This is a genomic window from Mesorhizobium sp. CU3, from assembly GCF_006442965.1.
In the GTDB taxonomy this organism is placed as follows: Bacteria; Pseudomonadota; Alphaproteobacteria; order Rhizobiales; family Rhizobiaceae; genus Mesorhizobium.
Map to the genome: position 1 here is coordinate 324,977 of NZ_VFWX01000002.1, position 24,005 is coordinate 348,981.

Annotated in this window: 25 protein-coding genes; 11 read left to right on the forward strand and 14 right to left on the reverse strand. The window is 64.8% G+C overall.

Features of this window, described 5'->3' with window-relative positions; translation table 11 throughout:
- The first annotated feature begins 11 nt into the window (after positions 1–11).
- The 5 genes from FJ988_RS05020 (at position 12) to rpmG (ending at position 3,341) form a co-directional block, all read left to right on the forward strand.
- Positions 12–437: a DUF983 domain-containing protein gene (locus FJ988_RS05020; RefSeq protein WP_407067764.1), complete on the forward strand. Its 426-nt coding sequence runs from the start codon at positions 12–14 to the stop codon at positions 435–437.
- Between the two features lie 94 nt (positions 438–531).
- On the forward strand, positions 532–1,272 hold the full coding sequence (locus FJ988_RS05025) for an NUDIX hydrolase (RefSeq protein ID WP_140815654.1): 741 nt from the start codon (positions 532–534) through the stop codon (positions 1,270–1,272).
- Between the two features lie 21 nt (positions 1,273–1,293).
- Positions 1,294–2,469, forward strand: coding sequence for an MFS transporter (locus FJ988_RS05030; RefSeq protein ID WP_140815655.1), 1,176 nt, complete (start codon positions 1,294–1,296; stop codon positions 2,467–2,469).
- Positions 2,470–2,567: 98 nt separating this feature from the next.
- Positions 2,568–3,020 carry a hypothetical protein gene (locus FJ988_RS05035; RefSeq protein WP_140815656.1) on the forward strand — a complete coding sequence of 151 codons (453 nt, stop codon included), beginning with the start codon at positions 2,568–2,570 and terminating at the stop codon, positions 3,018–3,020.
- A gap of 153 nt (positions 3,021–3,173) precedes the next feature.
- Complete coding sequence (gene rpmG, locus FJ988_RS05040; protein WP_040995604.1) at positions 3,174–3,341, forward strand: 50S ribosomal protein L33; 168 nt, start codon at positions 3,174–3,176, stop codon at positions 3,339–3,341.
- 430 nt (positions 3,342–3,771) lie between these two features.
- Here the strand turns inward: rpmG and FJ988_RS05050 are convergent, their stop codons facing one another.
- Positions 3,772–5,145: a PleD family two-component system response regulator gene (locus FJ988_RS05050; protein ID WP_140815657.1), complete on the reverse strand. Its 1,374-nt coding sequence runs from the start codon at positions 5,143–5,145 to the stop codon at positions 3,772–3,774.
- Positions 5,146–5,177: 32 nt separating this feature from the next.
- Positions 5,178–5,549 carry a response regulator gene (locus tag FJ988_RS05055; protein WP_140815658.1) on the reverse strand — a complete coding sequence of 124 codons (372 nt, stop codon included), beginning with the start codon at positions 5,547–5,549 and terminating at the stop codon, positions 5,178–5,180.
- Between the two features lie 243 nt (positions 5,550–5,792).
- Here FJ988_RS05055 and FJ988_RS05060 point away from each other — a divergent pair, with 243 nt between their 5' ends.
- Positions 5,793–6,092, forward strand: coding sequence for a DUF3572 domain-containing protein (locus FJ988_RS05060; RefSeq protein WP_140815860.1), 300 nt, complete (start codon positions 5,793–5,795; stop codon positions 6,090–6,092).
- Positions 6,089–6,742 carry a hypothetical protein gene (locus FJ988_RS05065; RefSeq protein ID WP_140815659.1) on the forward strand — a complete coding sequence of 218 codons (654 nt, stop codon included), beginning with the start codon at positions 6,089–6,091 and terminating at the stop codon, positions 6,740–6,742. Before FJ988_RS05060 ends, FJ988_RS05065 begins: the two co-directional genes overlap by 4 nt.
- Positions 6,743–6,750: 8 nt before the next feature.
- On the opposite strand, the gene FJ988_RS05070 is transcribed toward FJ988_RS05065, so the two are convergent.
- Positions 6,751–8,337 carry a DUF2125 domain-containing protein gene (locus tag FJ988_RS05070; protein WP_140815660.1) on the reverse strand — a complete coding sequence of 529 codons (1,587 nt, stop codon included), beginning with the start codon at positions 8,335–8,337 and terminating at the stop codon, positions 6,751–6,753.
- A 101-nt stretch (positions 8,338–8,438) separates the two neighbouring features.
- Positions 8,439–9,014 (reverse strand): GNAT family N-acetyltransferase, encoded by a 576-nt coding sequence (locus FJ988_RS05075; protein ID WP_140815661.1) that lies wholly within the window; start codon positions 9,012–9,014, stop codon positions 8,439–8,441.
- A gap of 66 nt (positions 9,015–9,080) precedes the next feature.
- Here FJ988_RS05075 and FJ988_RS05080 point away from each other — a divergent pair, with 66 nt between their 5' ends.
- Positions 9,081–10,409: a DNA polymerase IV gene (locus tag FJ988_RS05080; protein ID WP_140815662.1), complete on the forward strand. Its 1,329-nt coding sequence runs from the start codon at positions 9,081–9,083 to the stop codon at positions 10,407–10,409.
- A gap of 25 nt (positions 10,410–10,434) precedes the next feature.
- Here the strand turns inward: FJ988_RS05080 and FJ988_RS05085 are convergent, their stop codons facing one another.
- The 5 genes from FJ988_RS05085 to FJ988_RS05105 form a co-directional block, all read right to left on the reverse strand.
- The gene (locus FJ988_RS05085) at positions 10,435–10,941 is read right to left on the reverse strand and encodes a hypothetical protein (RefSeq protein WP_140815663.1); all 507 of its coding nucleotides are present in this window, start codon (positions 10,939–10,941) and stop codon (positions 10,435–10,437) included.
- A 138-nt stretch (positions 10,942–11,079) separates the two neighbouring features.
- Entirely contained in the window at positions 11,080–12,258 is a 1,179-nt protein-coding gene (locus FJ988_RS05090; RefSeq protein WP_140815664.1) for a hypothetical protein, read from the reverse strand.
- 27 nt (positions 12,259–12,285) lie between these two features.
- A complete protein-coding gene (locus FJ988_RS05095; protein WP_140815665.1) occupies positions 12,286–13,296 on the reverse strand; it encodes a succinylglutamate desuccinylase/aspartoacylase family protein in 1,011 nt (336 codons plus the stop codon).
- Positions 13,297–13,303: 7 nt separating this feature from the next.
- Complete coding sequence (locus tag FJ988_RS05100) at positions 13,304–13,648, reverse strand: RidA family protein (RefSeq protein ID WP_140815666.1); 345 nt, start codon at positions 13,646–13,648, stop codon at positions 13,304–13,306.
- Positions 13,649–13,684: 36 nt separating this feature from the next.
- Positions 13,685–15,010 carry an alanine racemase gene (locus FJ988_RS05105; protein ID WP_140815667.1) on the reverse strand — a complete coding sequence of 442 codons (1,326 nt, stop codon included), beginning with the start codon at positions 15,008–15,010 and terminating at the stop codon, positions 13,685–13,687.
- 53 nt (positions 15,011–15,063) lie between these two features.
- Between FJ988_RS05105 and FJ988_RS05110 the strand changes: the two genes are divergently transcribed.
- Complete coding sequence (locus FJ988_RS05110) at positions 15,064–16,005, forward strand: amidohydrolase (RefSeq protein ID WP_140815668.1); 942 nt, start codon at positions 15,064–15,066, stop codon at positions 16,003–16,005.
- On the opposite strand, the gene FJ988_RS05115 is transcribed toward FJ988_RS05110, so the two are convergent.
- The 4 genes from FJ988_RS05115 to FJ988_RS05130 are packed head-to-tail and all read right to left on the reverse strand — an operon-like array spanning position 15,979 to position 20,488.
- Complete coding sequence (locus tag FJ988_RS05115; protein ID WP_140815669.1) at positions 15,979–16,950, reverse strand: ABC transporter permease; 972 nt, start codon at positions 16,948–16,950, stop codon at positions 15,979–15,981. The two genes, FJ988_RS05110 and FJ988_RS05115, sit on opposite strands and share 27 nt — an antisense overlap.
- Positions 16,947–17,912, reverse strand: a complete 966-nt coding sequence (locus FJ988_RS05120) for an ABC transporter permease (RefSeq protein ID WP_140815670.1) — start codon at positions 17,910–17,912, stop codon at positions 16,947–16,949. The genes FJ988_RS05115 and FJ988_RS05120 overlap by 4 nt, the downstream gene beginning before the upstream one ends.
- Positions 17,909–19,417, reverse strand: a complete 1,509-nt coding sequence (locus FJ988_RS05125; RefSeq protein ID WP_140815671.1) for a sugar ABC transporter ATP-binding protein — start codon at positions 19,415–19,417, stop codon at positions 17,909–17,911. Before FJ988_RS05125 ends, FJ988_RS05120 begins: the two co-directional genes overlap by 4 nt.
- 18 nt (positions 19,418–19,435) lie before the next feature.
- Positions 19,436–20,488, reverse strand: a complete 1,053-nt coding sequence (locus FJ988_RS05130; protein WP_140815672.1) for an ABC transporter substrate-binding protein — start codon at positions 20,486–20,488, stop codon at positions 19,436–19,438.
- 254 nt (positions 20,489–20,742) lie between these two features.
- Here FJ988_RS05130 and FJ988_RS05135 point away from each other — a divergent pair, with 254 nt between their 5' ends.
- A complete protein-coding gene (locus FJ988_RS05135; protein WP_140815673.1) occupies positions 20,743–21,537 on the forward strand; it encodes an IclR family transcriptional regulator in 795 nt (264 codons plus the stop codon).
- A gap of 43 nt (positions 21,538–21,580) precedes the next feature.
- Here FJ988_RS05135 and FJ988_RS05140 read toward each other — a convergent pair whose 3' ends face one another.
- The gene (locus FJ988_RS05140) at positions 21,581–22,966 is read right to left on the reverse strand and encodes an MFS transporter (protein ID WP_140815674.1); all 1,386 of its coding nucleotides are present in this window, start codon (positions 22,964–22,966) and stop codon (positions 21,581–21,583) included.
- 150 nt (positions 22,967–23,116) lie between these two features.
- Here FJ988_RS05140 and FJ988_RS05145 point away from each other — a divergent pair, with 150 nt between their 5' ends.
- Positions 23,117–24,004 (forward strand): DMT family transporter, encoded by an 888-nt coding sequence (locus FJ988_RS05145; RefSeq protein WP_140815675.1) that lies wholly within the window; start codon positions 23,117–23,119, stop codon positions 24,002–24,004.
- Position 24,005: the final 1 nt, after the last annotated feature.

Consider the following 24,005-nt stretch of genomic DNA (forward strand, 5'->3'; position numbering starts at 1 on the left):
ACGAAATGGAAATGGAGCAGCAGGTTTTCGGCGGCGAGCATCATTCGGGCCGCGTCGCGCGCCCGCTGTGGACGGCGATCAAGCGCGGCCTGCTCGGCCGCTGCCCGCGCTGCGGCGAAGGCAAGCTGTTTCGCGGCTTCACCAAGACCGTCGACACCTGCAGCGTCTGCGGCGAGGAGATCCACCACCATCGCGCCGACGATCTGCCTGCCTATCTGGTGATCGTCATTGTCGGCCATGTCGTGCTCGGCGCCTTCATGGCTGTGGAGGCGACCAGCACGCTGTCCACCTGGCAGCATGCGCTGATCTGGGTACCGCTGACAATCATTCTGTCGCTGGCGCTGCTGCAGCCGGTCAAAGGCGCCGTCATCGGTTTGCAATGGGCGCTCTATATGCACGGCTTCGGTGGCGAGAAGGACGAGTTCGAAGCGCATTGACAAATCGCAGCAACGCACTGCTTTCCAGGCTGGTTCAAAGGCACGGAGGCGCAAGCCACTTTCGCATTCGGGAAGTTTCCGCTAGGTCGAGCGCATGAAAGGAATGACCAAGGCGGATGTCGACAAGCTCGATAAAGGCCTGGCCGTGCGCAGCGGCCGGGCGCTGCGTCCGCGCGATGCCGCGACGCTGATCCTGCTCGACCGCAGTGGCGGTGACTTCGTGGTGCTGATGGGCCGCCGCCACGCCGGCCATGCCTTCATGCCCGGTAAATTCGTCTTTCCCGGCGGCCGCACCGATCCCGCCGACAGCCGCATTCCGGTCGCCGCGCCGCTGCATGGCGAGATCGAGGCCAAGCTCGCCGTCGGCCCTGGCCGTACCAATGCAGCGCGGGCGCGTGCCATCGCCCTGTCGGCCGTCCGCGAGACCTATGAGGAAGCTGGCCTGCTGATCGGCCGCAAGAGGCCCTTCGCGACGACCAAGCGCGACTGGCAGGGCTTCGTCGACCATGGCGTGGCCCCTTCGCTCGATGCGTTGCGCTTCATCGCCCGCGCAATCACCCCGCCGAACCGCGTGCGCCGCTTCGACACCCGCTTCTTCGCAGCCTGGCGCGGCGATGTCGCCGTGGAATTACCCGGCGGCGGCCCGACCAACGAGCTGGAAGAACTGGTCTGGCTACCCCTTGCCGAAGCGCGCAAGGCCGACATTCCCGATATCACCCGCATGATCCTGGAAGAACTGGAACAGCGGCTCGCCGATGACCCCTTGCTGCGCCCGGGGGGCGCCGTGCCGTTCTTCCGGCTTGTCCGCAGCCGATTTGTCCGCGAAGTCCTTTAGAAGCAGAGCGTTTTTGATCTCATGACGGTCGATACCCAACAACAGGGCGACGAACGCGTCCATTGGCTGCCGATGATCGCCGCGATCTCCTCGATCAGCGTCGTCGGCATCGCCATCGGGCTTGGCATGCCGCTGCTCAGCGTCATCCTGGAAAGCCGCGGCCACTCGGCCTCCATGATCGGCCTAAACACGGCAGTTGCGGGCCTCGCCTCGATCGCCGGCGCGCCGCTCGCCACTCCTTTGGCCATGCGCCTCGGTGTCGCCTGGACCATGCTGTGGATGATTTTCATCGGCGCGCTTGCTTTTGTCGGCTTCCATTTCGCGCCCGATTTCTGGATGTGGTTTCCGCTGCGCGTCGTGCTGCACATTTCGCTGACGGTGCTGTTCATCCTGTCGGAGTTCTGGATCAGCACCTCCGCGCCTCCGCAGCGGCGCGGCCTGGTGCTCGGCATATACGCCACCGTCTTGTCGCTCGGCTTCGCCGCCGGGCCATGGCTTTTCGCCCATCTCGGAAGCTCGGGTTTCAGACCCTTTGGTGTCATCATCGTTTTGGTGACGCTCGCCGCCATCCCGGTCCTTGCGGCACGCAAGGAGAGCCCTGCGATCGTCGCCGACAGCGAAACCAGCCACTTCCTGCGCTACATCTGGCTGGTGCCGACCGCCACCTTCGCCGTGCTGGTCTTTGGAGCGGTCGAGACAGGCGGCTTCGCGCTGTTCCCAGTCTATGGCAACCGCATCGGCTATTCGGAAGCCGATGCGGCGCTGCTTTTGACCATGATCGGTCTCGGCAACGTTCTGTTACAGATCCCGATCGGCATGGTCAGCGACCGCGTCTCAGACCGGCGCTACCTGCTTCTCACCTGCGCCACGGTAGGGCTGATCGGAACCGCCTTTATGCCGTTCTTCGCGCAGAACTGGCACCTGATGGCCGCGCTCCTGTTCGTCTGGGGTGGCGTTGTCGCGGCCATGTACACGATCGGCCTGGCGCATCTGGGCTCGCAGCTTTCCGGCCACGAGCTTGCCTCGGCCAACGCCGCCTTCGTGCTTTGCTACGGCGTCGGCATGGTGATCGGCCCGCAGGCGATCGGCATCGGCATGGATGCCTTCGGCCCTTCCGGCTTTGGCTGGTCGCTCGCCTTGTTCTTTGCCGCCTATATGGTGCTGGTCAGCGTCAGACTGGTGCGAAAAATTCTTTGAGGGAATCCGGTTGCCGCGCTGGGCAATGCTGACATCACCGTGTCAGCAGCACCCCTGCTATAGCTGCGCTCCAACGCAGGAAGAGCGAGGACGAACCGATGATCGACAGCGGCTTTGAAACCAAATCCCTCAGGATGGAATTGCTTTTGCTCGTCACATTCCAGGCGCCAGCGGCTGATGTCGAGCGCGTCATGGCGGCGGTCGAGGCGATCACGCCGCTGCGCATGGGCAAATATGACAGCAATGCCTACCAGTCGGCGCAAGGCATCGAGCGCTACCGTCCGCTGGAGGGTGCCGCTGCCGGCGCCGAGACGGAGTTGCGCCGGCGCCCGGGCACGGTCGAATTGTCGTTCGAGATCGCCGACGACCAGGCGCTGGCGGCTCGCGTCGTCGAGGCGATATTCCAGGTGCATTCCTACCAGGAGCCGGTGATCCGCATCCAGCCGCTGCTTGCCAGCCGTTCGAAGGGCCTCGATGACCAGGCCAATCCGAATCGCTGGTGGAATACCACCGGCGACTGGAAGAAGGCCGGCATGATGATCGACGCCTGACGTGGCAGATCAGGCCTTGCTGATGGCCAAAAAGGGCGCCCGGGCTTGACTTTCCGGGTGCGTTCTTTATGTGTCGCGCCAAGTTTCCCGCGTCCGGGTGTTTTCCCCGTGCTCCAGCGGCCAAAACTCCACGAACATTAACGGACGAACATCATGGCCAAAGCCGCAAACATCAAGATCAAGCTCCTGTCGACCGCTGACACCGGTTTCTTCTACGTGACCAGCAAGAACAGCCGTACCAAGACGGACAAGCTGTCGTTCCGCAAGTACGACCCGATCGCCAAGAAGCATGTCGAGTTCAAGGAAACCAAGATCAAGTAATCTGGTTATCCCGGAATATCAGAGCGCCGCCCTCCGGGCGGCGTTTTTGTTTTGCGGTACAACTGACAGCAACGGCGTCGGCACCCCTACTTCGCGCAGGGTTTCGACATTGGTCTTTTGGAAAGAGTGCGGCTTTTGAGCAAAGGGGGCCGGTCGGCGTTTGGCAGCGGTACGAGGAGGCCACTATGTGCCAGCGCCGGCCGGCCGACCCCACGGACCCAGGAGATGCGGCGGACCTGAGCATCATGGGGTATTTTTTGGATCGGGCCGGACAGTCTACCCTCGTGCCGGCCTCGTCTTCGGTCTATGCGGTGCAGATTTGCGCAAAGACTTATAAAAATCAACCATTTCTTAACCACCGCTCGCGATTCGCTTGGGTTAAGGTAAATTCCTAACCTTGCCGGATTGACATGGGAATCGGCCTGCCGCCCTAGGCGGCTTTGGCCACCACCCGGTTGCGGCCGCCGCTTTTGGCCTCGTAGAGCGCGAGGTCGGCACGCTTCATCAATGCCGCGACGCTGTCGGCCCCCCTGAGCAGGGAGGACACCCCGACGCTGACCGTGACCTCGATCATCTTGCCGTCGCTGCCGATCGCGAAAGGCGCCTGCGCGATCTCGGCGCGGATGCGCTCTGCCACCTTCTCGGCGACCTCGCCGTCGGTGTCGGGCATCACCACCACGAACTCCTCGCCGCCGAAACGGCAGGCGAGATCGATGCCGCGCACATTCTTGCGCAGCCTTCTCGCGAACTCGCGCAGCACGTCGTCGCCGCCGTCATGCCCGTGCGTGTCGTTGATCGACTTGAAACGGTCGAGGTCGGTGATCATCACCGAAAGCGGCCGCCGCCGCGCCACGGCGCGATCGAACAAAGTCTGCAGATGGCTGTCGAGGTAACGCCGATTGTGCAGCCCGGTCAGCCCGTCGATAACCGCCATCTCGATGGTCTGGGCGACGCTGGCGCGCAGCTGGTCGTTATAGCGCTTGCGCCGCACCTGCGTGCGCAGCCGCGCCGTCAGCTCATGCTGGTCGATCGGCCGGATAAGATAGTCGTTGATGCCAAGCTCCAGGCCGCGCAGGATACGGCCTTCCTCGCCCTCGTCGGCGAGCAGCATGATCGGCAGGAAGCGGGTGCGGTCAAGCGATCGCAGTTGCGAGCACAGCCGCAACGCATCGAAGTCGGCGAAGGCCGTCGAGATCAGTACGCACTCGTAAGGAGTCTCGGCCGCCTGGAAGAAACCCGCATTCGGCTCGGTCGCGACGTCGAGATCGGCGATATTGCGCAGCATCTTCTGGATGCGCTCGACGGAGGACCGGCGCTCGTCGATGAGAAGCACCCGCGGCCTGACGTCTTCGTTCGCGAAATCGCGGCTCAGCAGCTCTTCGATGCCGATATTGCGGGTGGTCGAGGCGCGCAGCCTGAGTTCGTCGGTCAGCGATTTGAGCCTGACCAGGCTTTTCACCCGCGTCATCAGCTGCAGGTCGTTGACCGGCTTGGTCAGAAAATCGTCGGCGCCGGCCTCGAGGCCGCGCACCCGGTCCGAAACCTGGTCGAGCGCGGTGACCATGACGATTGGAATATGCGAGGTGGCCGGATCGCTCTTCAGCCGCTTGCAGACCTCGAACCCGTCCATGCCGGGCATCATCACGTCGAGCAGCACGACATCGACCTTGCCATTCTCGCAGGTTTCGATGGCGTCCGGGCCGTTATTGGCGGTCAGCACCTCGAAATATTCGGCCAGCAGCCGAACCTCCAAAAGCCGCACATTGGCCGGGATGTCGTCGACGACGAGGATCCGCGCGGTCATTCAGCAGGCTCCGGTTCGGCGGGTGGCAGTCATCAGGCGTCGCCCAGATAGGATTTGATCGTCTCGATGAAGCGCGGCACCGAGATCGGCTTGGAGATGTAAGCCTCGCATCCGCCCTGGCGAATGCGCTCTTCATCGCCCTTCATGGCGAAAGCCGTAACGGCGATGACCGGAATGGTGTGCAACTCGTCGTCTTCCTTGAGCCATTTGGTGACTTCCAGCCCGGACACTTCCGGCAGTTGGATGTCCATCAGGATCAGGTCGGGGCGGTGCTGGCGCGCGAGATCGAGTGCCTCCAGCCCGTTGCGGGTGCGAACCGTGTCGTAACCGCTGGCTTCGATGAGGTCCCGAAAGAGCTTCATGTTGAGCTCGTTGTCCTCGACGATCATGACCTTCTTAGCCATCAATTTCCCATCCCGACCGCCTTCACCGCGAAGACAATCGTCATGCGCCCCTTTCCGGATCGCATCCAACCCTTCTCCACTTACGCCAATATGATTGACGAAACGGAAACCGCAGGTTGGGAAAAGCCCGTTCGGTTTCCACTGTGTGGCGTTGTACTGGAGAGCGCGGAGACTTGCCGCAAGCGACGCTTGCCGTTACTGCGGAGAGAGACTCAAAAACCAATCCACCATCCAAAGGTAATGATGGCGAACGCAGCGTCAATGCGCGAGGAAGCGGAATCGATTGCGGTCAAGGCGCTTGGATTCGTCGCCGCCGACCCCGAACTACTGCCCCGCTTCCTGGCGATCACCGGTATCGAGGCGAGTTCGATCCGCAGGGCCGCCGCCGAACCTGGCTTTCTCGCCGGCGTGCTGCAATTCATCCTTGCCCACGAGCCGACGCTGCTGCGCTTTTCCGAGGAGACCGGAACACCACCGGCAGCCGTCGGCAAGGCCTTGCGCGCGCTTCCCCTTGGCAATGACGACCACGAGCGTTCGACATGAGCGATGATCCCGAGACGGCGCGCCAGATCGAGGAACTGTCCGCCGACGACCGGCCGCTGCTGGTGCTCGACGTCGACGACGTCGTGCTCGAATTCATCCGGCCCTTCCCGCATTTTTTGAAGTCGCGCGGCTTCGGGCTGACGCTCGCCTCCTTCCGCCTCACGGGCAACATCGCCGAGACGGCGACAGGCCGGCTGATCGAGCAGCCGGAGGTGACAGAGTTGCTTGGCGATTTCTTTGATGCTCAGGCCGATTGGCAAAGCATTGCCGACGGCGCGGCGGACGCGCTGGCGATGTTGGGCCGGGATGCCGAGATCATCATGCTCACAGCCATGCCGCACAAGCATCGCGCCGTGCGCCGGGCGCATCTCGACGCGCTCGGCCTTGATTATCCTTTGCTGACGACGGAGATGGCGAAAGGGCCGGCCATTGCGAAACTACGAGGATTGAAAGGCCGGCCGGTCGCCTTCGTCGACGACCAGCCCGCCAACCTGATCTCCGCGCGCCATTCCGTGGCGGACGCGCATCTCTTCCACTTGATGGCCGACAATTCGCTGCGCGCCTTCCTGCCGCCGACGCCCGAGGACATCATCTCGGTCGAGGACTGGCGAGAAGCGGCCCCGAAGATCGCGGCAGCGCTTGGCCTGTAGGCCAGCGGCTAAGGCTGCAGCTTCGCGCCGGCCCCGCCGCTGTCGCCGCCATCCGAGCCATCGCCCCCGGTAGCGTTGTCATCGCCGCTCGAATTGTCGTTGAGGTTGGCGCCGCCGCCGTCCTGGTCACCGCCAGCCTCCTGGACGGCGTCCGGACCTTTCAGCATGGCGCCGTTCACCTTGACCGAGCCGTCGGCTTTGGTGTCGATCACCCACTCCAGGCGACCATCCGGCATCGTCTTGCCAAATCCTTTGACGGCAAGCGCGAACGGGAAGGCCTGCGCCATTTGCTCATCGCTCTTGGCGGCTTCCTTGAGCGCATCGACGATCTTGTCGTAGCCGGCCACGTCGACGGTCACGCTCGCATCGGGCTTCTCGCCGCCCGGGAACGTCATCTCGCCCTCCATGGCAACTTCGATATCGCCATTCTTCACGGTCGAGTGGCCAAGCACGACTTTGGGCTTCTTGGCCTTGAAATCGGCGACCAAAGCCTGTCCGAACTCGTCCGATAGCGGCGGATTCTGATTGAGATCAAAGGCTTCGATCGCCTTCTTCGCCATCGTATCGAGGTCGATATTGGCGCCGCCGAAGTTGAGGTCGATGTCTGTCGGCACCAGCGGAGCAGTCCAGGCGGGGAGCAATTGCCGCGGGATCGTCAGACCGGAGGCCTTGATCGCATAGTTGATCTTGCCGTTCTGAGAGACGCCGTCCATGCCGCTGGCCAAATCCAATTGCTTCGCGCCCCACTTACCGACTGGGCTCTCCATCGCGAAATTCTTGAAGGCGTACGTCCCGTCAATTCTTTCCCAGACGGGCAAAACGGCAAGGAGATGCGATTTGAATTCTGCCTGATTTGCTTTCAGTTTTGCCTCGTCTTCGTTAGCGACCGCAAAGGCAAGCAAATCCAGTAGCGGCTTTGTTCGAACCCCCTTGCCGTTTGCAGTCACTGAAAGTTCCGGCGCGTTGAGGGTAACCGGAAAATTCAAGCCTCTGTCGGGATCGTTGATTTGGACGATTTCGGCAAAGTCCAAGATCTTTTCCGCCATGGTGAAATCGATGCCGCCATTCGCAGATTTTGTCGAAGTAATCGTGGCGGTGCCGGCGCCGGCAGAGACATGGGCCTCTTGCGTCGGCTCCCGGGTTTTCATCGACATGGCGTCCATTGAGCCCGTGGCGCTGACGAAGGCCGCCAAGGCTGGATCATACACACCCGTGAACTTGTTGTTCGACACGGAAAAGTCGACGTGCTGCGGCCCCTTGGGACCAGTGAAATCAAGCGATCCTGTTAGCGACGTGTCTGCCGAAACGTCCCACTGCCCATCCTGGCGAGGTTTGGCCCGCATGGAATAGGGCGAGACGTCGAACTTTAACGACTGCTCTTTTGCCAGCAGGGCGACGAGCGGCTTGAAGTCGAAGGCGAGCTTGTAGGCGTCGCCATCGGCGGTGATCTTCAACAGGCCGATATCGAAACCCTGCCTGCCGAAATAATGCGCCAGATCGTCGGTAAGCTTTTTCGCACCTTGGCTGTCGACGGTCTGGGCGAAGGCGGGCGCGCTGAACGCGACGGCGAAAACAAATGGCAAAATACGCTTCACGTCGGTTTCTCCGTTGGCTCGGAAGACGAAACAATCTGCTTCTGGTAGGCAAGAAGCGTTACAGCCGCAAGACGCCGACTGTAGGCCAAACGCGCATCCGGCTAAAGCATCAGCCGCATCAGCGGCCGGCCGGGCTTGCGCTCCAGGAGCCGTTCGAAGCCGGCCTTCTCGAACACGCGCGACGAGCCGACGAACAGCCCGATCGAGCGCGAATCGCGCGACAGGTCGATCGGGCAGGCCTCCAGCAACCTCGCGCCGTTGTCGCGCGCAAACGCGATGCCGCCCGCGACAAGCTGGTGGCTGACGCCTCTGCCGCGCGCCTTGGCGCGGATGAAGAAACACGAAATCGCCCAGACGTCCGGATCCTTCGCGTCGGCCGGGTCGATCGGCGCCGAACCCCTGCCCTGATTGTTCCACTCCGGCACGTCGGCGCGCGGGCCGATCTGCATCCAGCCGACCGCCGCGCCGTCCTCGAAGGCGAGAAGCCCAGGCGGCGGACCGGCCTCGATGCGCGCTTTGATATGATCCTTGTTGCGCTCCTTGTCGCTGGCCCGGCGCTCGGCCGGCGCCAGCCGGAAATGCGTGCACCAACAGCCGTAGCAGGCGCCTTGCTTGCCGAACAGGTCCTCGAAATCGGCCCAGCGTTCAGGCGTAAGCGGGGCTATGGTCGTGCTCATGCGTTCATCCCCAGGCCAAGCTTGTTGCCGGCCCTGCGCTGTCGTACCATTGCGTTTGTTCTCTTTATGTTCGAAGCGATGGCGGCTCCTGTCAACAATCCCGAACACGGTTTTTGCCGTGACTGCCTGGCGCTCCAGCGCTCGGAAACGCGCCGCTGCGAGCGCTGCGGCAGCCCGCGCCTTGTCCGCCATCCCGAGCTCTATGGCCTGCACATCGCCCATATCGACTGCGACGCCTTCTATGCGGCGATCGAAAAGCGCGACAATCCGGCGCTGAAGGACAGGCCGGTGATCGTCGGCGGCGGCCGGCGCGGCGTCGTTTCCACCGCCTGCTACATCGCCCGCATCCAGGGCGTGCGCTCGGCCATGCCGATGTTCAAGGCGCTGGAACTCTGCCCGGAAGCCGTGGTGATCCCGCCCAACATGGAAAAATATGTCGGCGTCGGCCGCCAGGTCCGCGCGCTTATGCTGGCGCTGACGCCGCAGGTCGAGCCGCTGTCGATCGACGAGGCGTTCCTCGATCTCGCCGGCACCGAAAAACTGCATGGCATGCCGCCGGCGCTGGTGCTGGCGCGCTTCGCGCAGACCGTGGAGAAAGAACTCGGCATCAGCGTTTCGGCCGGCCTCTCCTATTGCAAGTTCCTCGCCAAGATAGCCTCGGACTTCCGCAAGCCGCGCGGCTTTTCGGTGATCGGCGAGGCCGAAGCACCGAGCTTCCTCGCCGAGCAGCCGGTGACCTTGATCTGGGGCGTCGGCAAGGCGCTTGCCGCGACGCTGGAGCGCGACGGCATCCGCATGATCGCGCAGCTGCAGCGCATGGAGCGCGGCGACCTGATGCGCCGCTATGGCGTGATGGGCGACCGGCTCTACCGGCTCTCGCGCGGCGAGGACGATCGCCCCGTCGACCCTGGCGGCGACGCCAAGAGCGTGTCGGCGGAAACCACCTTCGACAACGATATCGGCGCCTTGTCCGAACTGGTGCCGGTGCTGCGCGGCCTGTCGGAAAAAGTCTCGGCGCGGCTGAAGAAATCGGGCATCGCCGGGCGCACGGTGGTGCTGAAGCTCAAGACGCAGGATTTCAAGACCCGCACCCGCAACCGCCAGCTCGGCGATCCGACCCGTCTCGCCGACCGCATCTTCCAGACCGGTCTCGATCTGTTGCGCCGCGAGACGGACGGCACGAAATTCCGCTTGCTCGGCATCGGCGTCAGCGATCTGTCCGACGACGAGAAGGCCGACCCGCCGGATCTGGTCGACATCCAGTCTCGCAAACGCGCGCTGGCCGAAGGCGCGATGGACACGTTGCGCGACAAGTTCGGCCGCAAGGCGGTCGAGACCGGCTACACTTTCGGCAAGGGCCGCGACGCCAATCCGCCGGAGCCGGTGGAGGAGTAGCGCCGGAAGTTGGTCCTTCCGGATGCTATTTGGTGCGTTCGAGGTCGATCTGGCTCGTCACGACCATTTTCTTGGTCGCGGGGTCCATGTCGATCACCATCATGCGCATGCTGTCCGGTCCGGTCTTCTCCACGGTCATGTCGGCGTCGCGGTCGCCGTTGATGATTTTCGCCCAGTGGATGTCGAGTTTGATGGCATTTCCTTCCCGGCTGCCGCTGAGGCCGGCGGGTCCGCTGCGCGAGCCGATATAGGTGCCGGTGTACTTCGTTCCGCTGACCTTGAGATCGGCCTTGATCTCGCGCGACATGATCAGCAGGGCGCGGCAGGTGCCGTCGAGCAAAAGCGAGTTGGCAGTCGCGACCGAGGTGAACGTGCAGCTGATGTTCATAGCGGGAGAATTGGTCCTGATCCTCACCATTCCTTTGCCGGCAAACTTTCCCTGCAGTGAATGCAGAAAGCTCGCCTCGTCGGCATGAGCGCCCGTTACACTGAGCAGGCAGGCGGCAAGGGCAAGCGAGGCGATTGACCTCATCGATTCATGTCTCCGGTGGGTTGGAAAGCAGCTTGCGGCTGTATAGGCGACAGGAGACTCAAAACGCCAGCGCCGACGGCAGGTTCCGCCATCGGCATGACCGTTTTGCAACAATGCCAGGTTGTGAGGATCGGCCGCTCAGCCCGAAAGCGCGGTGCCGACCCAATCGAGCCGCGCGGCGGGCACCAGGCCGTAATTGTAGAAATTGATGCCGTCGACGCCGGGCTCCCTCGCCGGTTTCACCTTCGCGGCCAGCACGTCGGCGCCGGACATCTCGGGATAAAACAGCCGATAGCCCGTGCCGAGGAATTTCTCAGGCCCGAGCGCCGCCCGCCCCTGCGCCAGCAGGCTTGCGACATCGCCCGGCTGCATGTCGTAGGCGCACAGGATCGCGCCGTCGCAGACCTTGCCGAGCGCCGCAAGATCGCAGCCGCCCAGCCAGCCATCCTTGAGGTCGATGATGAGCACCTTCGTCGCCGGATGCGCCGCCTCGCGCAGTTCTGCGACCAGGCTGGTGACCGGCTCGAAGCGCCACAAGAGATAGGCGTGCAATTCGGGCCAAGGCCGGAAAACATCAAGTCCCGCCGTCGGAAAATCGGCAAAGCGCCGTTCCGGCACCGCGCGCTCGCAGCTTTCCACGATCCATTGCGCGACCAGCTTCCGCGCCGCTTCGCCGTCGACGCCCGCCTTAGCCGCGCGCTCCAGACAGGACGGACAGAAGCACAGCGAGAGCAGAAAATCGTCCTCCGGCGTCAGTCCGACGCCGTCCTTTTCGTGATGATATTCATGCGCGAAACCCATAAAGGATGGGCTTTCGAGCTCGATCCTGTCCGGCCTGTAGCCATGTGAGATATCCGCCACCAGCGCGCGGACATAGGCGCGCGCGTTCGGGTTCGAAGGACAGAGATTGTAATAGTTGGGATCGCCGAAAGCGTTGCGGGTGACGGCCTGCGGATGCAGCATGCCGAGGCGCGTGTTGTGCAGGCACACGGTCCAGCACGATACTGCGGGCCCGCCCGCCTCGCGGCGACGGACGATCTGGCCGAGCACGTCGCCACACTCGGCGATTGCATCTGCAACCTTCGGCTGGATAGCGAGGTCGGCCCAGCGCGCCGCCTCAGGCTGGAAATAGATGGTGCCGTCTTCCGGGAAATAGGCTTTCCGCCGTGGGCTGCGCGGCTGCAGGAACCGTCCGGCATGGTAGGAAGTAGCCAGGCTCACCATGTTGAGCCCCGCGCGTTGCGTAAGCTCGCGCTCGACGGTCTCCAGGCCGATATCCTGGATATCCCAAGGATAGGTCCACATCGACAGTTGCATGCTCATCCTCTTGGCTTTGTGGTGTCCTCAGCCGTCGACCGGCTCGGCCACTTGCATCAGGCAGTCGCCAGCCTCGCACATCGTGTGCAAACGGCGCGACAGCACGATGCCGCTTTCGGCGAAATGCAGGGCTTCCTCGGCGGCGTCGAGCCGCTCGAGATCGTGATACCAGCCCGCGACCTGCCCGGCGCTGACGCTGTCGCCAAGCTTGACCGCCGGCTCGAACCAGCCGCGCCGCGTCGCATAAAGACCCTGGCTGTGCCGCGACAGCGAAAGCAGCCGCGTCGGTGTCGCCGGCTCGGCGGCGGGCGCGAGCACCGGCGCCTCGACCACCCCCAGCGCGATCATCAGCCTGTCGAGCGCGCGGGCAGTCAGAGCCATCGAATCGACCGTCGCCGTGCCGCCGCCGCCGAACTCGCCGCTGACACCGATGGCACCGGCGCGGCGCGCTGCGCCCATCGAGGTCGGTGACGCCGGACCGTTGTCGGCGACGAAGCCGTAAGGCATGCCGAGCGTGCGCATTAGTTCCACCCCGCGCCTATGGCGCTCGGGATCGGCATTGCGCTCGACCAGCGCGGTCGGCAGGTGTTCCATCGAGGTGCCGCCGGAATGGATGTCGAAGACGACGTCGTGACGGGCAAACAGCTCCGTCTCGAGGAAATGCGCAAGCCGGCTCGTCGGCGTACCCGACGGATCGCCCGGAAACGCCCGGTTGAGATTGCCGCCGTCGAGCGGCGAGCAGCGCTTGGCCGCCATCACCGCCGGCGCGTTCGCCATCGGCAATATGGTGATGCGGCCGCGGATCCTGCCGGGATCGAGCCGCCGCACCAGCTTCGCCAGCGACAGCTCGCCCTCATACTCGTCGCCGTGGTTGCCGGCCATCAAAAGCAGCGAAGGACCCTCGCCGTTGCGGATCAGGCAGATCGGCACCTTGACCTGGAAATAGGGCGAGCGGTCGATCGAGAACGGAATGCTCAGATGGGTGAGCGTCTTGCCGTCGCGGTCGAAATCGAGCGTGTGGACGAGGCCGGTATGCATGGCTGCCTCAGACGGCCGCGACGGCGGTAACTTCGATGCGCAGGTCCGGATCGGCCAGACGCGCCTCGACGCAGGCCCGGGCCGGCAGGCGCTCGGGATCGACCCAGGCGTCATAGATCTTGTTCATCGCGTCGAAGTCGCCGATCTGCGGCAGGAAGATGTTGACCGCCACCAGCTTCGACTTGTCGCTGCCGGCCTCATGCAGAAGCGCCTCGACCTTGGCCAGCACGTCGCTCGTCTGCGCCTCGATGCCGGCCTTGCGGTCGTTGGCGACCTGGCCGGCTATGTGCACCATGCCGCCATAGACGACGGCCTGCGACATGCGCGAGCCGGACTGGAAATACTTGATCATATCGGATCCTTTCGAGGTTTTCTTCTTGCGGCTGGATCAGCCGAAATAGGTCGGGAAGGCGTGGACGACATGTCCGCTTTCATCCACGCCGAAGATGACGCGGTAGCGGTCGAGGCAGGTGCAGGGATGCGAGATGCCGAACTCGATGACGTCGCCGACGGCGATGTCGTCGCCCGGCTGCAGCGACAGGAAAGCGTGCTGGTCGTTGAGCTTAATCACCTGCGGCTGCATCGGCGGCGCGGGCAGCTTCTGGCCGCCGCGATAGACCGCGAGCGGTTTCGGAAAACCCTGGTCGAACGAGACGTCGCGCATCCCCATGCCGCAAATGGCCAGGCCCGGTTCCGGCCGCGACAGCACTTCGGCCCAGACGCGCAGCGCAGCACGGAACAAGCGCCGCGCCGAAGCGCCGGCGCCGCCGACGGCAAAGCCGTTGCGGGCGTCGACCGCGCCGAGCGACCGGTCGTAGATGCCGTGGTCGTGGAAGAAGATGGCGCCGCTGCGCAGCACCAGTGTCGCCTTGGCATCCCGTTCGACCAGCGGCGAAAGCGCCGCCACCACCTTGTCGAAGAAGACCGAGCCGCCGGCCGTGACGACCAGCGGCGCATCGCCGCCGACGCGCGCGCGCAGCCTCAGCAACATGTCGCCGACATTGGCCAGCACGGCGGAGATCGCTTCGTCGGTGCGCACCGGATCGGGTTGGGCGGCAGCGCCTTCATAGGTGGCGACGCCGGCGATCCGCAGCCGTCCGCCGGTGGCGGCGATGGCATCGGCGATCGCCTCGGCCTCGGCCGTTGTGCGCGCGCCCGCCCGCGCCGCGCCGAGCTCGACCAGGACGCGCAACGGCGCAAGGTCGGCATTGCCGCGCCAGGCATCGGCCAGTGCCCGCACGATCGCGACCGAGTCGGCAAAGACGTAAAGCTCGGCGTCCGGCCAGGCGCCGATCAGCTTCGCCAGCCGGCTCGCACCGCCGGCGCCGCCGACCTCATTGGCAATGATCAGCCGCGTCAGACCTGCCTTCAACATCACAGTCGCCTGCCTGATGTCGGCGACGGTCGTGCCCCAGGCGCCCGCCTCGACCAGCGAGCGGGCAAGGTCCGGCGCCATCGGCGTCTTGGCATGCGGCGCGATGGCGGCGCCATGCTCGCGAGCATAGCGCAGGAAGAGGTCGCGGTTGGAAGCGAAGGCCGCCTCGTCGAGCGTGAGCAGCGGCAGCGCCATGCGGCCATCGGCCGGATGCCAGCCTTGCGATCCGACCAGGCTGCTGTCCAATCCGGACGTGCCCGGAGGCACGCCGCGGATGCGGTCGTCGAGCACGAAATTTTCATGCACGACAAGAGATTGGGCCGGTGTGTTATCGCTCATCCGATGCTAACCCTTTCGCCGCCGAACAATCCGTCAAGGCTTGAGAGACACGCGTGCCCAATCCCTATTCCGGACCGATCGTCGATGCGCATCATCATCTGTGGGATCTCGGCCTTGGACGGCATCCCTGGCTCACGGCCACCGCTGGCGAGCGCGGCGGCCTTGGCGATCTCGGGCCGCTGCGCCGCAACTATCTTCCCGGCGACTATCTTCGCGATGCCGCAAGGCACCACATCGTCGCCACCATCCACGTCGAAGCCAACTGGGCCACTGGAGACAGCATCGGCGAGACGCGCTGGCTGGAGACGCTGGACAAGGCGCGAGGCGTCGCCACCCGCTATGTCGTCCACGTACCGCTGGCCAATCCGCAGGCGCCGGCGCTGCTCGAAGCGCATGCCGCTTTCGACCGCGTCGTCGGCGTGCGCGACATATTGAGCTGGGATCCCGATCCCGCCCGGCGCTTCGCCGCCCGCGACGGCATCATGGACGATCCGGCCTGGCGCGCCGGCCTCGGCCTGCTTGCCCGTCACGATCTCTCCTTCGACCTGATGGTCTTCCCGCGCCAGCTGGCCGACGCCGCGCGCCTCGCGGCGGCCTTTCCGGACCTGCAATTCGTCCTCAACCATTGCGGCAGCCCGATCGACCGCGACACCGAGGGCATGCTGAGATGGCGCGACGGACTTCGAGCTCTCGCCGAGCGCGAAAACGTCGCCATCAAGATATCTGACCTCGTCGCCTACGATCATGACTGGACGCTCGACAGTCTGCGGGCGGTGGTGCTGCATTGCATCGACTGCTTCGGCACAGCGCGCGCCATGTTCGGCTCCGACTTCCCGGTCGCCGGCCTGCATGCCTCGTTCGACGAGGTGTATGACAGCTTCAAGGCCATCACGGCAGACCTTTCAGCAGACGAGCAGACGGCGCTGTTTTGCGGCAACGCCAGGCGCATCTACCGGCTGGACGACCTCTCATCGGCGGGCCTGCTCACGGCCTGAGAGAAGCAGCAGGCCAAGGATCAGCGAGCCGAACAGAATGCTGCGCCAGCCGGGCGAAGCGTTGACGACGGTGATCAGCGCAGTGATCGTCACCAGCAGGACCGCGCCTGGAATGGTGCCGGCATAGGTGCCGAGCCCACCCAGGATCGAGGTTCCGCCGAGCACCACGGCGGCGATCGAGGCAAGCAGATACGGATCGCCGATGCCGACATAGCCCTGGCCGTTCATGCCGAGCACCAGCACCCCGGCCAGCCCGGCGGTGAAACCGCTGATGCCGTAGACGGCGAGTGTCGTCGACGTGATGGGAACGCCCGACAGGGAAGCCGCCAGCGGATTGGCGCCCATGGCGAAGATGCGCGCGCCGAAAGGCGTGGCGTGCATGACTGTGAGCACGATGGCCGAGACGGCGATCCACAGGATGATGCCCGCCGGAATGCCGGCCGGCCGCGCATTGCCGAGCCAGTGGACGAGCGGGTTCTCGGCGGTGACGGCGCTGCCGCCGGCGATGATGATCAAAAGGCCCTGCAGGAACGTTGCCATGGCCAGCGTCATGATCATCGGATGAACGCGCAGCAGCGCCACGCCCAGGCCGTTCACCACGCCGATCGCTGTGGTCAATGCAAGCACCGCGAGTACGGACACAAGTCCCGTCGTATCGGCCTGCCATGACAAGAGCGGCAGGCTGATGGCGCTGACGGTGACGATCGCCGCGACCGACAGGTCGATGCCGCCGGCGATCACCACGAAGGTCTGGCCCGCCGCGACGAGGCCGATGACGGCGCCGAGCTCGACCAGGTAGCGCAGGTGCCCGTAAGCGCCGAAGCCGCGTGAGACGAAGCTCGCCACGATCCAGACCGCCGCGACGATGGCGAGCGTGAGAAACGGCCGGCTTTTCAGGATCGCGCTGACGCGTTTGCCGCCGGCGCTATCGTTCCAGGCTGTCATTTCTGCACCTTGCGGATTTGCGGGATGGCGACGGCGCCGATGATGATCAGGCCTTGCGCGACATATTGCGCGACCGGCGTAAAGCCGAGGAAGAACATGACGCTGATCATCAGGCTGAGCAGCAGGCTGCCGGCGAGCGCCCCGCGCATCGTTCCCTGCCCGCCGAGGAAGCCGATGCCGCCGAGCACGGCGGCGGCGATCGAGTTCAGCGTGAAGGCCGTGCCGATCACTGGATCGCCCGAACCCGTCTGTGCCGCGACGAACAGGCCGGCGCCGGTCGACAGGAGCCCGCTGATCGCATAGGCGGCGACGCGCGCCGCGTCGACCGGCACGCCGGATCGATAGGCGCCGACCGGATTCTCGCCGGCGGCATAGAGGCTGAGGCCCAGCGGCGTGGCGAGATAGAGCTTCCACAGGACAACGATGACCACCAGAAGCATAAAGGCCGCCGGTGTATCGCCGGCGAGCAGGTCCGACAGCCATGCCGGAATGACGCCGCCCGGCCGTGGCAGGATCAATAGCGCCGCGCCGCCGATGATGAAGGAGCCGGCAAGCGTCACCACGATCGCCGGCAGGCGCAATTTGACGACGATGAAGCCGGTCGCCGCCCCGATGCCGAGCCCGGTCAGCGCGACCGCAGCGGTGCCGCCGGCGACGCCGAGCGGCCCGGCCATGGTGGTCGCGGCGATGACGGCGCCGAGGCTGACGGTGGCGCCGATCGCCAGGCTGATGCCGCCGGTCAGCATGAGGATCGCCTGCGCCATCGCCACCAGCGCCAGCGGGAACCAGCTCTGCGTGAACTTGGCGAAACCGGAGGCCGTGAACAGGCCGGGGAACAGCACTCCATAAGCGACGAGAAAGGCCAGCACGACGAGGAACAGCGCGCGCACGCCGATGTTGCGGTGCGCCTGCACCGGCCAATAGAGAGCGCCGGCAGGTTTTGCGGAAGGAACGATGCTCATGCCGCGACCTTCTGCTTTCCGGCGCCCATCGCAGCCGACACGATCGTCTCCTCGCTCAGCGCCGCCCGCTCGAGCATGGCCGCAACGCGGCCTTCTCGCACCACGGCGACCCGGTCGCACAGATGCACAAGCTCGGGCGTGTCGGAGCTGAGCAGCACGACCGCCTTGCCGGCGGCGGCGAAGGCGCGCAGCATCAGGTAGACCTCGCGCTTGGTCTCGACATCGACGCCGCGCGTCGGGTCGTTGAGCAGAAGCACCAGCGGGTCATGCGGCATCCATTTCGCCAGCGCGACCTTCTGCTGGTTGCCGCCGGAGAGCGCTTGCGCCGGCCTTTGCAGGTCGCCCTTGATGGCCAGCTGGGCGGCAAGGCTTCTTCCCGTCTCGCCTTCGGCCTTGCGGCTGCGCAGCTTCAGCGCCGGCAACCTGGCGAAAGCGGGCAGCATCATGTTGGTGAGGATCGGATGGATCAGATGCAACCCTTCCCGCTTGCGGTCGGCCGGGACATAGGCGAGCCCAAGCGCGTTGGCCTTGGGCACGCCGCCCGGCAGGCCCGATACGCCGTTGACCGTGGCCGATGCGGTCCTCGCCGGAATGGCGCCATAGAGCCCGAGCAGCAAATCCTCCTGCCCCTGCCCGACCAGGCCGCCAATGCCCAGCACCTCTCCGGTCCTGATATCGAGATCGACATCGCGCATCAGGCCGGCCGAGAATTTGCGAACTGTGATGGCCGTGGTCGTCGATACGGCTGGCTGCCATTTCGGGAAAAGATCGCCGGGATCGCGCCCGACCATCAGCCGCACCAGGCCGGCGGCGTCGGTTCCCGCCAGCGGGCGGTCGGCGGTGCAAGTGCCGTCCTTGAGCACGGTGACATGCTGGCAGAGCGCCATCACTTCGTTCAGCCGGTGGGAGATGTAGAGAATGGCGATGCCCTCACCCCGCAGCCGCTCCAAAAGGTCCATGAGGATCTTGGTTTCAGTAGCGGACAGCGACGATGTAGGTTCGTCCAGGATAAGAACCCGCGGCTTGCGATAGAGCGCATTGGCGATCTCGACCATTTGCCGGCGCCCGAGCGCGAGGTGCCCGACGGGCGTCGACAGCGGCTCGTTGAGCCCGACCAGTTCGCAGGCGGCTTTCGCCCGCGCGGCCAGCTCGTTGTAGTCGATCAGGCCGAAGCGTTTCGGATAGGCGCCGAGCCCGATGTTTTCGGCGATCGAAAGACTGGCGGTCAGGCTCAGCTCCTGCTGCACGACGGCGATGCCGGCCTGGCGGGCAAGCACAGGCGTCATGCGCGGCACGGCGCGTCCGTCGACTTCGATCTCCCCGCCGTCCGGCCTGAGCGCGCCGGACAACAGGTTGATCAGGGTCGACTTTCCGGCGCCGTTCTCGCCGAGCAGCGCATGCACGCGGCCCGGCTGGAGAGCGATGGAAACGCCGCGCAGGACGGGGTTGCCGAAGAACGCCTTCGACACACCCCGCGCGGCCAGGAGCGGAGCCACGGTTGTCAATGCTACAACCCTTCCGGCTTATTTCTGCGCCAGCAGCTTCTTGAACAGCTCCTCATCGTAGGGCGAATAGATGTAGCCGTCAGCCGGGAAATCCTTGGCGCGGGCGAGGTATTCGTCGATGTTGGAATTGTCGATGACCGGCAGCGGGATCTTGACGAAGGCCGGCACGTCCTTGCCTTGCAGCGCCTGGACCGCGGTGTAGGCGGCGAAGGCGCCCAGCCAGTTCGGCTGCATGGTGGCCCAGCTCTTCAGGCCCTTTTCCTTCCACAGTTCGAGGAACTGGCGGGCATTCTCGCCGGTGATCGGCACCTGCTCGCGGCCCTGCTTGTCGAGCGCCAGCACAGCACCGGCCGACAGCGCGCCGCCGAGCGACAGGATGCCGTCGATCTCGGGATTGGCGAAGAGCAGGCTGGTGACCGCTTCCTGGGCAGGCGCGACGTTATAGGGCGTGTTCGTCTCGGCCAGAACCTTCACATCGGGATGAGCCTTCAGCTCCGCATCCGCGCCCTTGCGGCGATCGTCGCTGACCGAAATGCCGGCCGGGCCGTTGAGGATGAGGATCTTGCCCTTGCCGCCGATGGCGTTGATCAGGAATTTGGCGGCCTGGTCGCCCCATTGCGCGGAATCGGTGTTGACCTTGGCGGTCACCTTGTCGGTGTCGACGAGGCTGTCGAAATTGATGATGGCGATGCCCTTTGAGCAAGCGTCGGCCAGCACGCGCGCCGGCGCGGTCGAGGAGCCGGCGATCAGGATGATGGCGTCGATGTTGGAATCGATCATCGACTGGATCTGCTGGATCTGCACGTTGGCGTCGCCCTGGGCGTCGGTTACCACCAGCTTGTCGACGAGGCCCTGCTTCTTCAGCGTCTCGACCTCGGCTTCGATGGTGCCCTGAGTCTGCTTCATCCAGGTCGGCACCGAATAGATGTCGGCCCAGCCGATCGTATAGGGCGGCTTGCGGTCGCCCTTGATGCAGTTGGCGGCCGCGTTGGCCGCGGAGCCGGCGCTCACGGCCAGGACGAGACCGAGGCAAAATGCGCTGGCGGATGCGAAAAACGACGATTTCATCATGGACTATTCCCCTTCAGTGGCTGTGTCCGGACGTGCGGCGTCGGGACGACGAAAGCCGTCGGTCGCCGCGTCGCGGAGACCGCTGCTTTCTCGTCGGGACTTTCCTGTCCGGCTCGTTAGTTCGTCCGATATTTCAGACATAGTGTCTGTATATCGGACAAGGCAGATGCTAATCTGAGCCTTGACATCTTTCAAGCGTCTTGAGACGAGGACCTGAAAAATGATCGTGGGCGGCTGGCGTGAGTGGACTTCGCATGAGTGACGGGGCGAGCGATTTGATCGAAGCGGGCGCGCAGCCGCAGGGCGGCGAGCGGCGTCGCGGCATCGACCGTGTCATCATGCTCCTGGAGGCGCTGCTGAGGCACCGCGCCCCGGTGCGCGTCGGCGACCTCGCCAAGATGATCGGCGCGCCGCGCTCGACCACCTACGAGATCGTCAACAGCCTGCTCGAGGCCGAGATGCTGGAGACGGTCGGTTCCGAAGGCTATGTCTATTTCGGCCGCTCGATGCACCTCTTCGGCTGGGCCTATTCGCATCACAACGCCCACTATCGCCGCATCCTCGAAACGCTGGACAAGATGGCCGCCGAAACCGGCGAGACCGTCCAGCTCTGTGGGCTGCGCGGCCACAAATATGTCGTGCTCGACTGCCGCGACTCGCCCGGCCCGTTCCGCATCTCCAGCGATGTCGGCGTCGAGGTGCCTATCCCGTGGACGGCTTCGGGGCGGCTGCTGGTCGGCCATATGAGCGAGGCCGAGCTGAAAAGCTTCATTCCAGCGGACGACTACAAGCTGCCGGACGGCCGAGCCATCGCGCCGCAGGATTTCTTCCGCGATGTCGAGCAGGCGCGCCTGCAGGGTTTCAGCGAGACCTCGGCGCTGGCCGACCGCTTCACCTGGTGCATGGCCGCGCCGATCCGGGACGGCCATGGCGCCATCAACAGGACGCTCTGCTTCGTACTGCCCGTCGACACGCCGGAACCGCGGCGCAACCAACTGCTCGACCTTTTGCGCGAGCGCGCCAAAGGGCTCTCGCTAGCCGGTGGCTGATCAACAGGCTTGTCGGCCTGAGTACTGGGAAAGCAAAGGCCGCCTACTCAGCCGGCGCTCCATGCCAGCGCGGCTTGATCGCGGTCGTCGACAGTGCCGCCACGGCGACAAGCGACATGGCAGAGATCAGCGCGGACAAACACAGGCCTGAGACAAGCTGCATCGGTGCATTGCCGGCCAGGGCTCCGAAGATTGCCACGCCCGTCGCCCCGCCGGCTTGCCGCGCGGCGTTGAGCACGGCCGCGGCGGTGCCGGAACGGTTGCGCGGCACGCTTGCCAGCACCGCACCTGTCATCGCCGGCACGCCGAGCCCCATGCCGCCCGCAATCAGCACGAAGGCCAGCGAAAGCTGCCACTGAGGCGCAGCCGCGCCGGCGGTCAGGGCGAGCAGCGCAAAGCCGCCGGCATCGATGATCGCGCCCGCGATCAGTGGTAGACGCGATCCTGCGCGGCTGACCCACCAGCCGCTGACGATATTGACGACAAACAGTGTCGCTGTGAGTGGCAGGAAGGCAAGTCCGGCCGCCACGGGCGAATAGCCCAGCACGTCCTGCAAATAGAGGCCGAGCAAGAAGATCGTGCCGTAGTAGGTGAGATTCACGACCGCGCCATAGATGACCGCGGCGGGAAACGCACGCGCCTGGAACAGCGACAGCGGCAGCATCGGCTGTGCCGCGCGCGCTTCCCGCCGCAGCCAGCCGAGCCCAGCGGTAAGGCCGGCGACGGCGAGTGCCGGGACGATGCCGTGCGCCAAGCCGAGCGGCTTGGCCTCGATCACCGCGGCGCAAACCGCACCGAGCGCGACAACGGCCAAGACCTGGCCAGGCAGGTCAAAGCCTTCTTCAGCCTGAGGCAGGTCCGTTTCGGGCGCGCGCAATGTGAGGACAAAGCCAACCAGGCAGACCGGCAGGTTGACGAGAAAGATGCCGCGCCAGTTCGCAATGCCGAGCAACAATCCGCCCACGACCGGCCCGGAAGCAATGGCTATGCTTCCGGCGGCGGTCCACCAGCCGATCGCTTGCGCCCTGCGTCGCGGGTCGCCCGCCGCGGCATGGTTGATCAAGGCGAGCGAGCACGGCAGCATCGCGGCGGCACCGATGCCCTGCGCCACGCGCGCCGCGATCAGCAATGCAGCATTCGTCGCCAGGCCGCAGCCAAGGGAGGCCACCGCGAAAATTGCCAGCCCGGCGAGATAAACCCGCCTGGCTCCGAAACGGTCGCCCAGATAACCGCCGCTCAGCAGAGTCGCGGCGAAGGTGACTGCATAGGCATCAACGACCCATTGCAGGCCGGCGACTTCGACCTGAAGCGCCTGTGCAATCGTCGGCAACGCAACATTGACGATCGTCACGTCGAGCTGAATGAGCGCGAAGCCAAAGCTTGCCGCCAGCGTGGTCCAGCCAATCCTTGAAGCATTTTTGTCGATCATGGGCATCTCCTCGAGCCCCTTCTTAGAGTCTTGAGAGCCCTGGATGCTTCGATCCCGGCCGAACGATCGCTCGATAGACGCGCCGGCTGGCCCAGTCGAATGCCGCCACTATGGGTTGCGGCAGAAGCGCCGGCTTGCGAGATAGCGGCAATGGCACCCGCTCCCTCAATCCCGAAAGCCGCGCTCTGGATGGCGCTGTCGATCGCATCGATGCTGGCAATGTCCATCGCCGGCCGCGCGACGACCGCCGAGCTCAACGTCTTCCAGGTGCTCGAACTGCGTTCGGTGATCGGCTTCTTCATTCTCCTGCCGGTCGTGATGATGAGCGGCGGCTTTGCCGCCATGCGCACCGAGCGCCCGTTCGCCCATATCGCCCGCAACGTCATCCACTATTCCGGCCAGGCGGCCTGGCTCTACGCGCTGACGCTCATTCCGCTGGCCGTGCTGATCTCGATCGAATTCACGACGCCGATCTGGACGGCGATCCTGGCGGTGAGTTTTCTCGGCGAAAGGCTGTCGCGGTCCAGGCTGGCGGCGGTCGTGCTCGGCCTGATCGGCGTGGTCGTCATCGTACGCCCCAGCGCCGGCTCGATGGATCCCGGTCATCTGGTCGTGCTGGGAGCCGCCATGTGCTTCGGCACCTCGATGGTGCTGGTGAAGTCGATGACCAAGACCGAAAGCGTGGTGCGCATCATCTTCTGGATGCTGATCATCCAGTCGGCGGTCGGCCTGATCCCGGCGCTCTACGACTGGCGCAACCCTTCGCCCGGCCTCTGGCCCTGGATCTTCCTGATCGCCTTCACCGGCATGTCGTCGCATTTCTGCCTGGCGCGCGCGCTCACCCACGCCGACGCCACCATCATCTCGCCGATGGACTTTTTGCGCGTGCCGCTGTCGGCCCTGGTCGGCTGGCTGCTCTATCACGAGCAGATCGACGTCTTCACCGCCGGCGGCGCGGCCCTGATCCTGGCCGGCAATTTGCTCAACCTGCAGCGCAAGACGCCACAGGTAGCGGAGGCGGAAGCGGCGACGCCTTAAG

Coding starts and splice junctions, on each gene's coding strand:
- FJ988_RS05085 (WP_140815663.1), bottom strand. CDS start 10,941: ATGAGGTCAATCGCCTCGCTTGCCCTTGCCGCCTGCCTGCTCAGTGTA.
- FJ988_RS05025 (WP_140815654.1), top strand. CDS start 532: ATGAAAGGAATGACCAAGGCGGATGTCGACAAGCTCGATAAAGGCCTG.
- FJ988_RS05075 (WP_140815661.1), bottom strand. CDS start 9,014: ATGAGCACGACCATAGCCCCGCTTACGCCTGAACGCTGGGCCGATTTC.
- FJ988_RS05060 (WP_140815860.1), top strand. CDS start 5,793: ATGGCGAACGCAGCGTCAATGCGCGAGGAAGCGGAATCGATTGCGGTC.
- FJ988_RS05090 (WP_140815664.1), bottom strand. CDS start 12,258: ATGCAACTGTCGATGTGGACCTATCCTTGGGATATCCAGGATATCGGC.
- FJ988_RS05020 (WP_407067764.1), top strand. CDS start 12: ATGGAGCAGCAGGTTTTCGGCGGCGAGCATCATTCGGGCCGCGTCGCG.
- FJ988_RS05035 (WP_140815656.1), top strand. CDS start 2,568: ATGATCGACAGCGGCTTTGAAACCAAATCCCTCAGGATGGAATTGCTT.
- FJ988_RS05100 (WP_140815666.1), bottom strand. CDS start 13,648: ATGATCAAGTATTTCCAGTCCGGCTCGCGCATGTCGCAGGCCGTCGTC.
- FJ988_RS05105 (WP_140815667.1), bottom strand. CDS start 15,010: ATGAGCGATAACACACCGGCCCAATCTCTTGTCGTGCATGAAAATTTC.
- FJ988_RS05145 (WP_140815675.1), top strand. CDS start 23,117: ATGGCACCCGCTCCCTCAATCCCGAAAGCCGCGCTCTGGATGGCGCTG.
- FJ988_RS05130 (WP_140815672.1), bottom strand. CDS start 20,488: ATGATGAAATCGTCGTTTTTCGCATCCGCCAGCGCATTTTGCCTCGGT.
- FJ988_RS05115 (WP_140815669.1), bottom strand. CDS start 16,950: ATGACAGCCTGGAACGATAGCGCCGGCGGCAAACGCGTCAGCGCGATC.
- FJ988_RS05050 (WP_140815657.1), bottom strand. CDS start 5,145: ATGACCGCGCGGATCCTCGTCGTCGACGACATCCCGGCCAATGTGCGG.
- rpmG (WP_040995604.1), top strand. CDS start 3,174: ATGGCCAAAGCCGCAAACATCAAGATCAAGCTCCTGTCGACCGCTGAC.
- FJ988_RS05080 (WP_140815662.1), top strand. CDS start 9,081: ATGTTCGAAGCGATGGCGGCTCCTGTCAACAATCCCGAACACGGTTTT.
- FJ988_RS05055 (WP_140815658.1), bottom strand. CDS start 5,549: ATGGCTAAGAAGGTCATGATCGTCGAGGACAACGAGCTCAACATGAAG.
- FJ988_RS05120 (WP_140815670.1), bottom strand. CDS start 17,912: ATGAGCATCGTTCCTTCCGCAAAACCTGCCGGCGCTCTCTATTGGCCG.
- FJ988_RS05030 (WP_140815655.1), top strand. CDS start 1,294: ATGACGGTCGATACCCAACAACAGGGCGACGAACGCGTCCATTGGCTG.
- FJ988_RS05140 (WP_140815674.1), bottom strand. CDS start 22,966: ATGATCGACAAAAATGCTTCAAGGATTGGCTGGACCACGCTGGCGGCA.
- FJ988_RS05135 (WP_140815673.1), top strand. CDS start 20,743: ATGAGTGACGGGGCGAGCGATTTGATCGAAGCGGGCGCGCAGCCGCAG.
- FJ988_RS05095 (WP_140815665.1), bottom strand. CDS start 13,296: ATGCATACCGGCCTCGTCCACACGCTCGATTTCGACCGCGACGGCAAG.
- FJ988_RS05065 (WP_140815659.1), top strand. CDS start 6,089: ATGAGCGATGATCCCGAGACGGCGCGCCAGATCGAGGAACTGTCCGCC.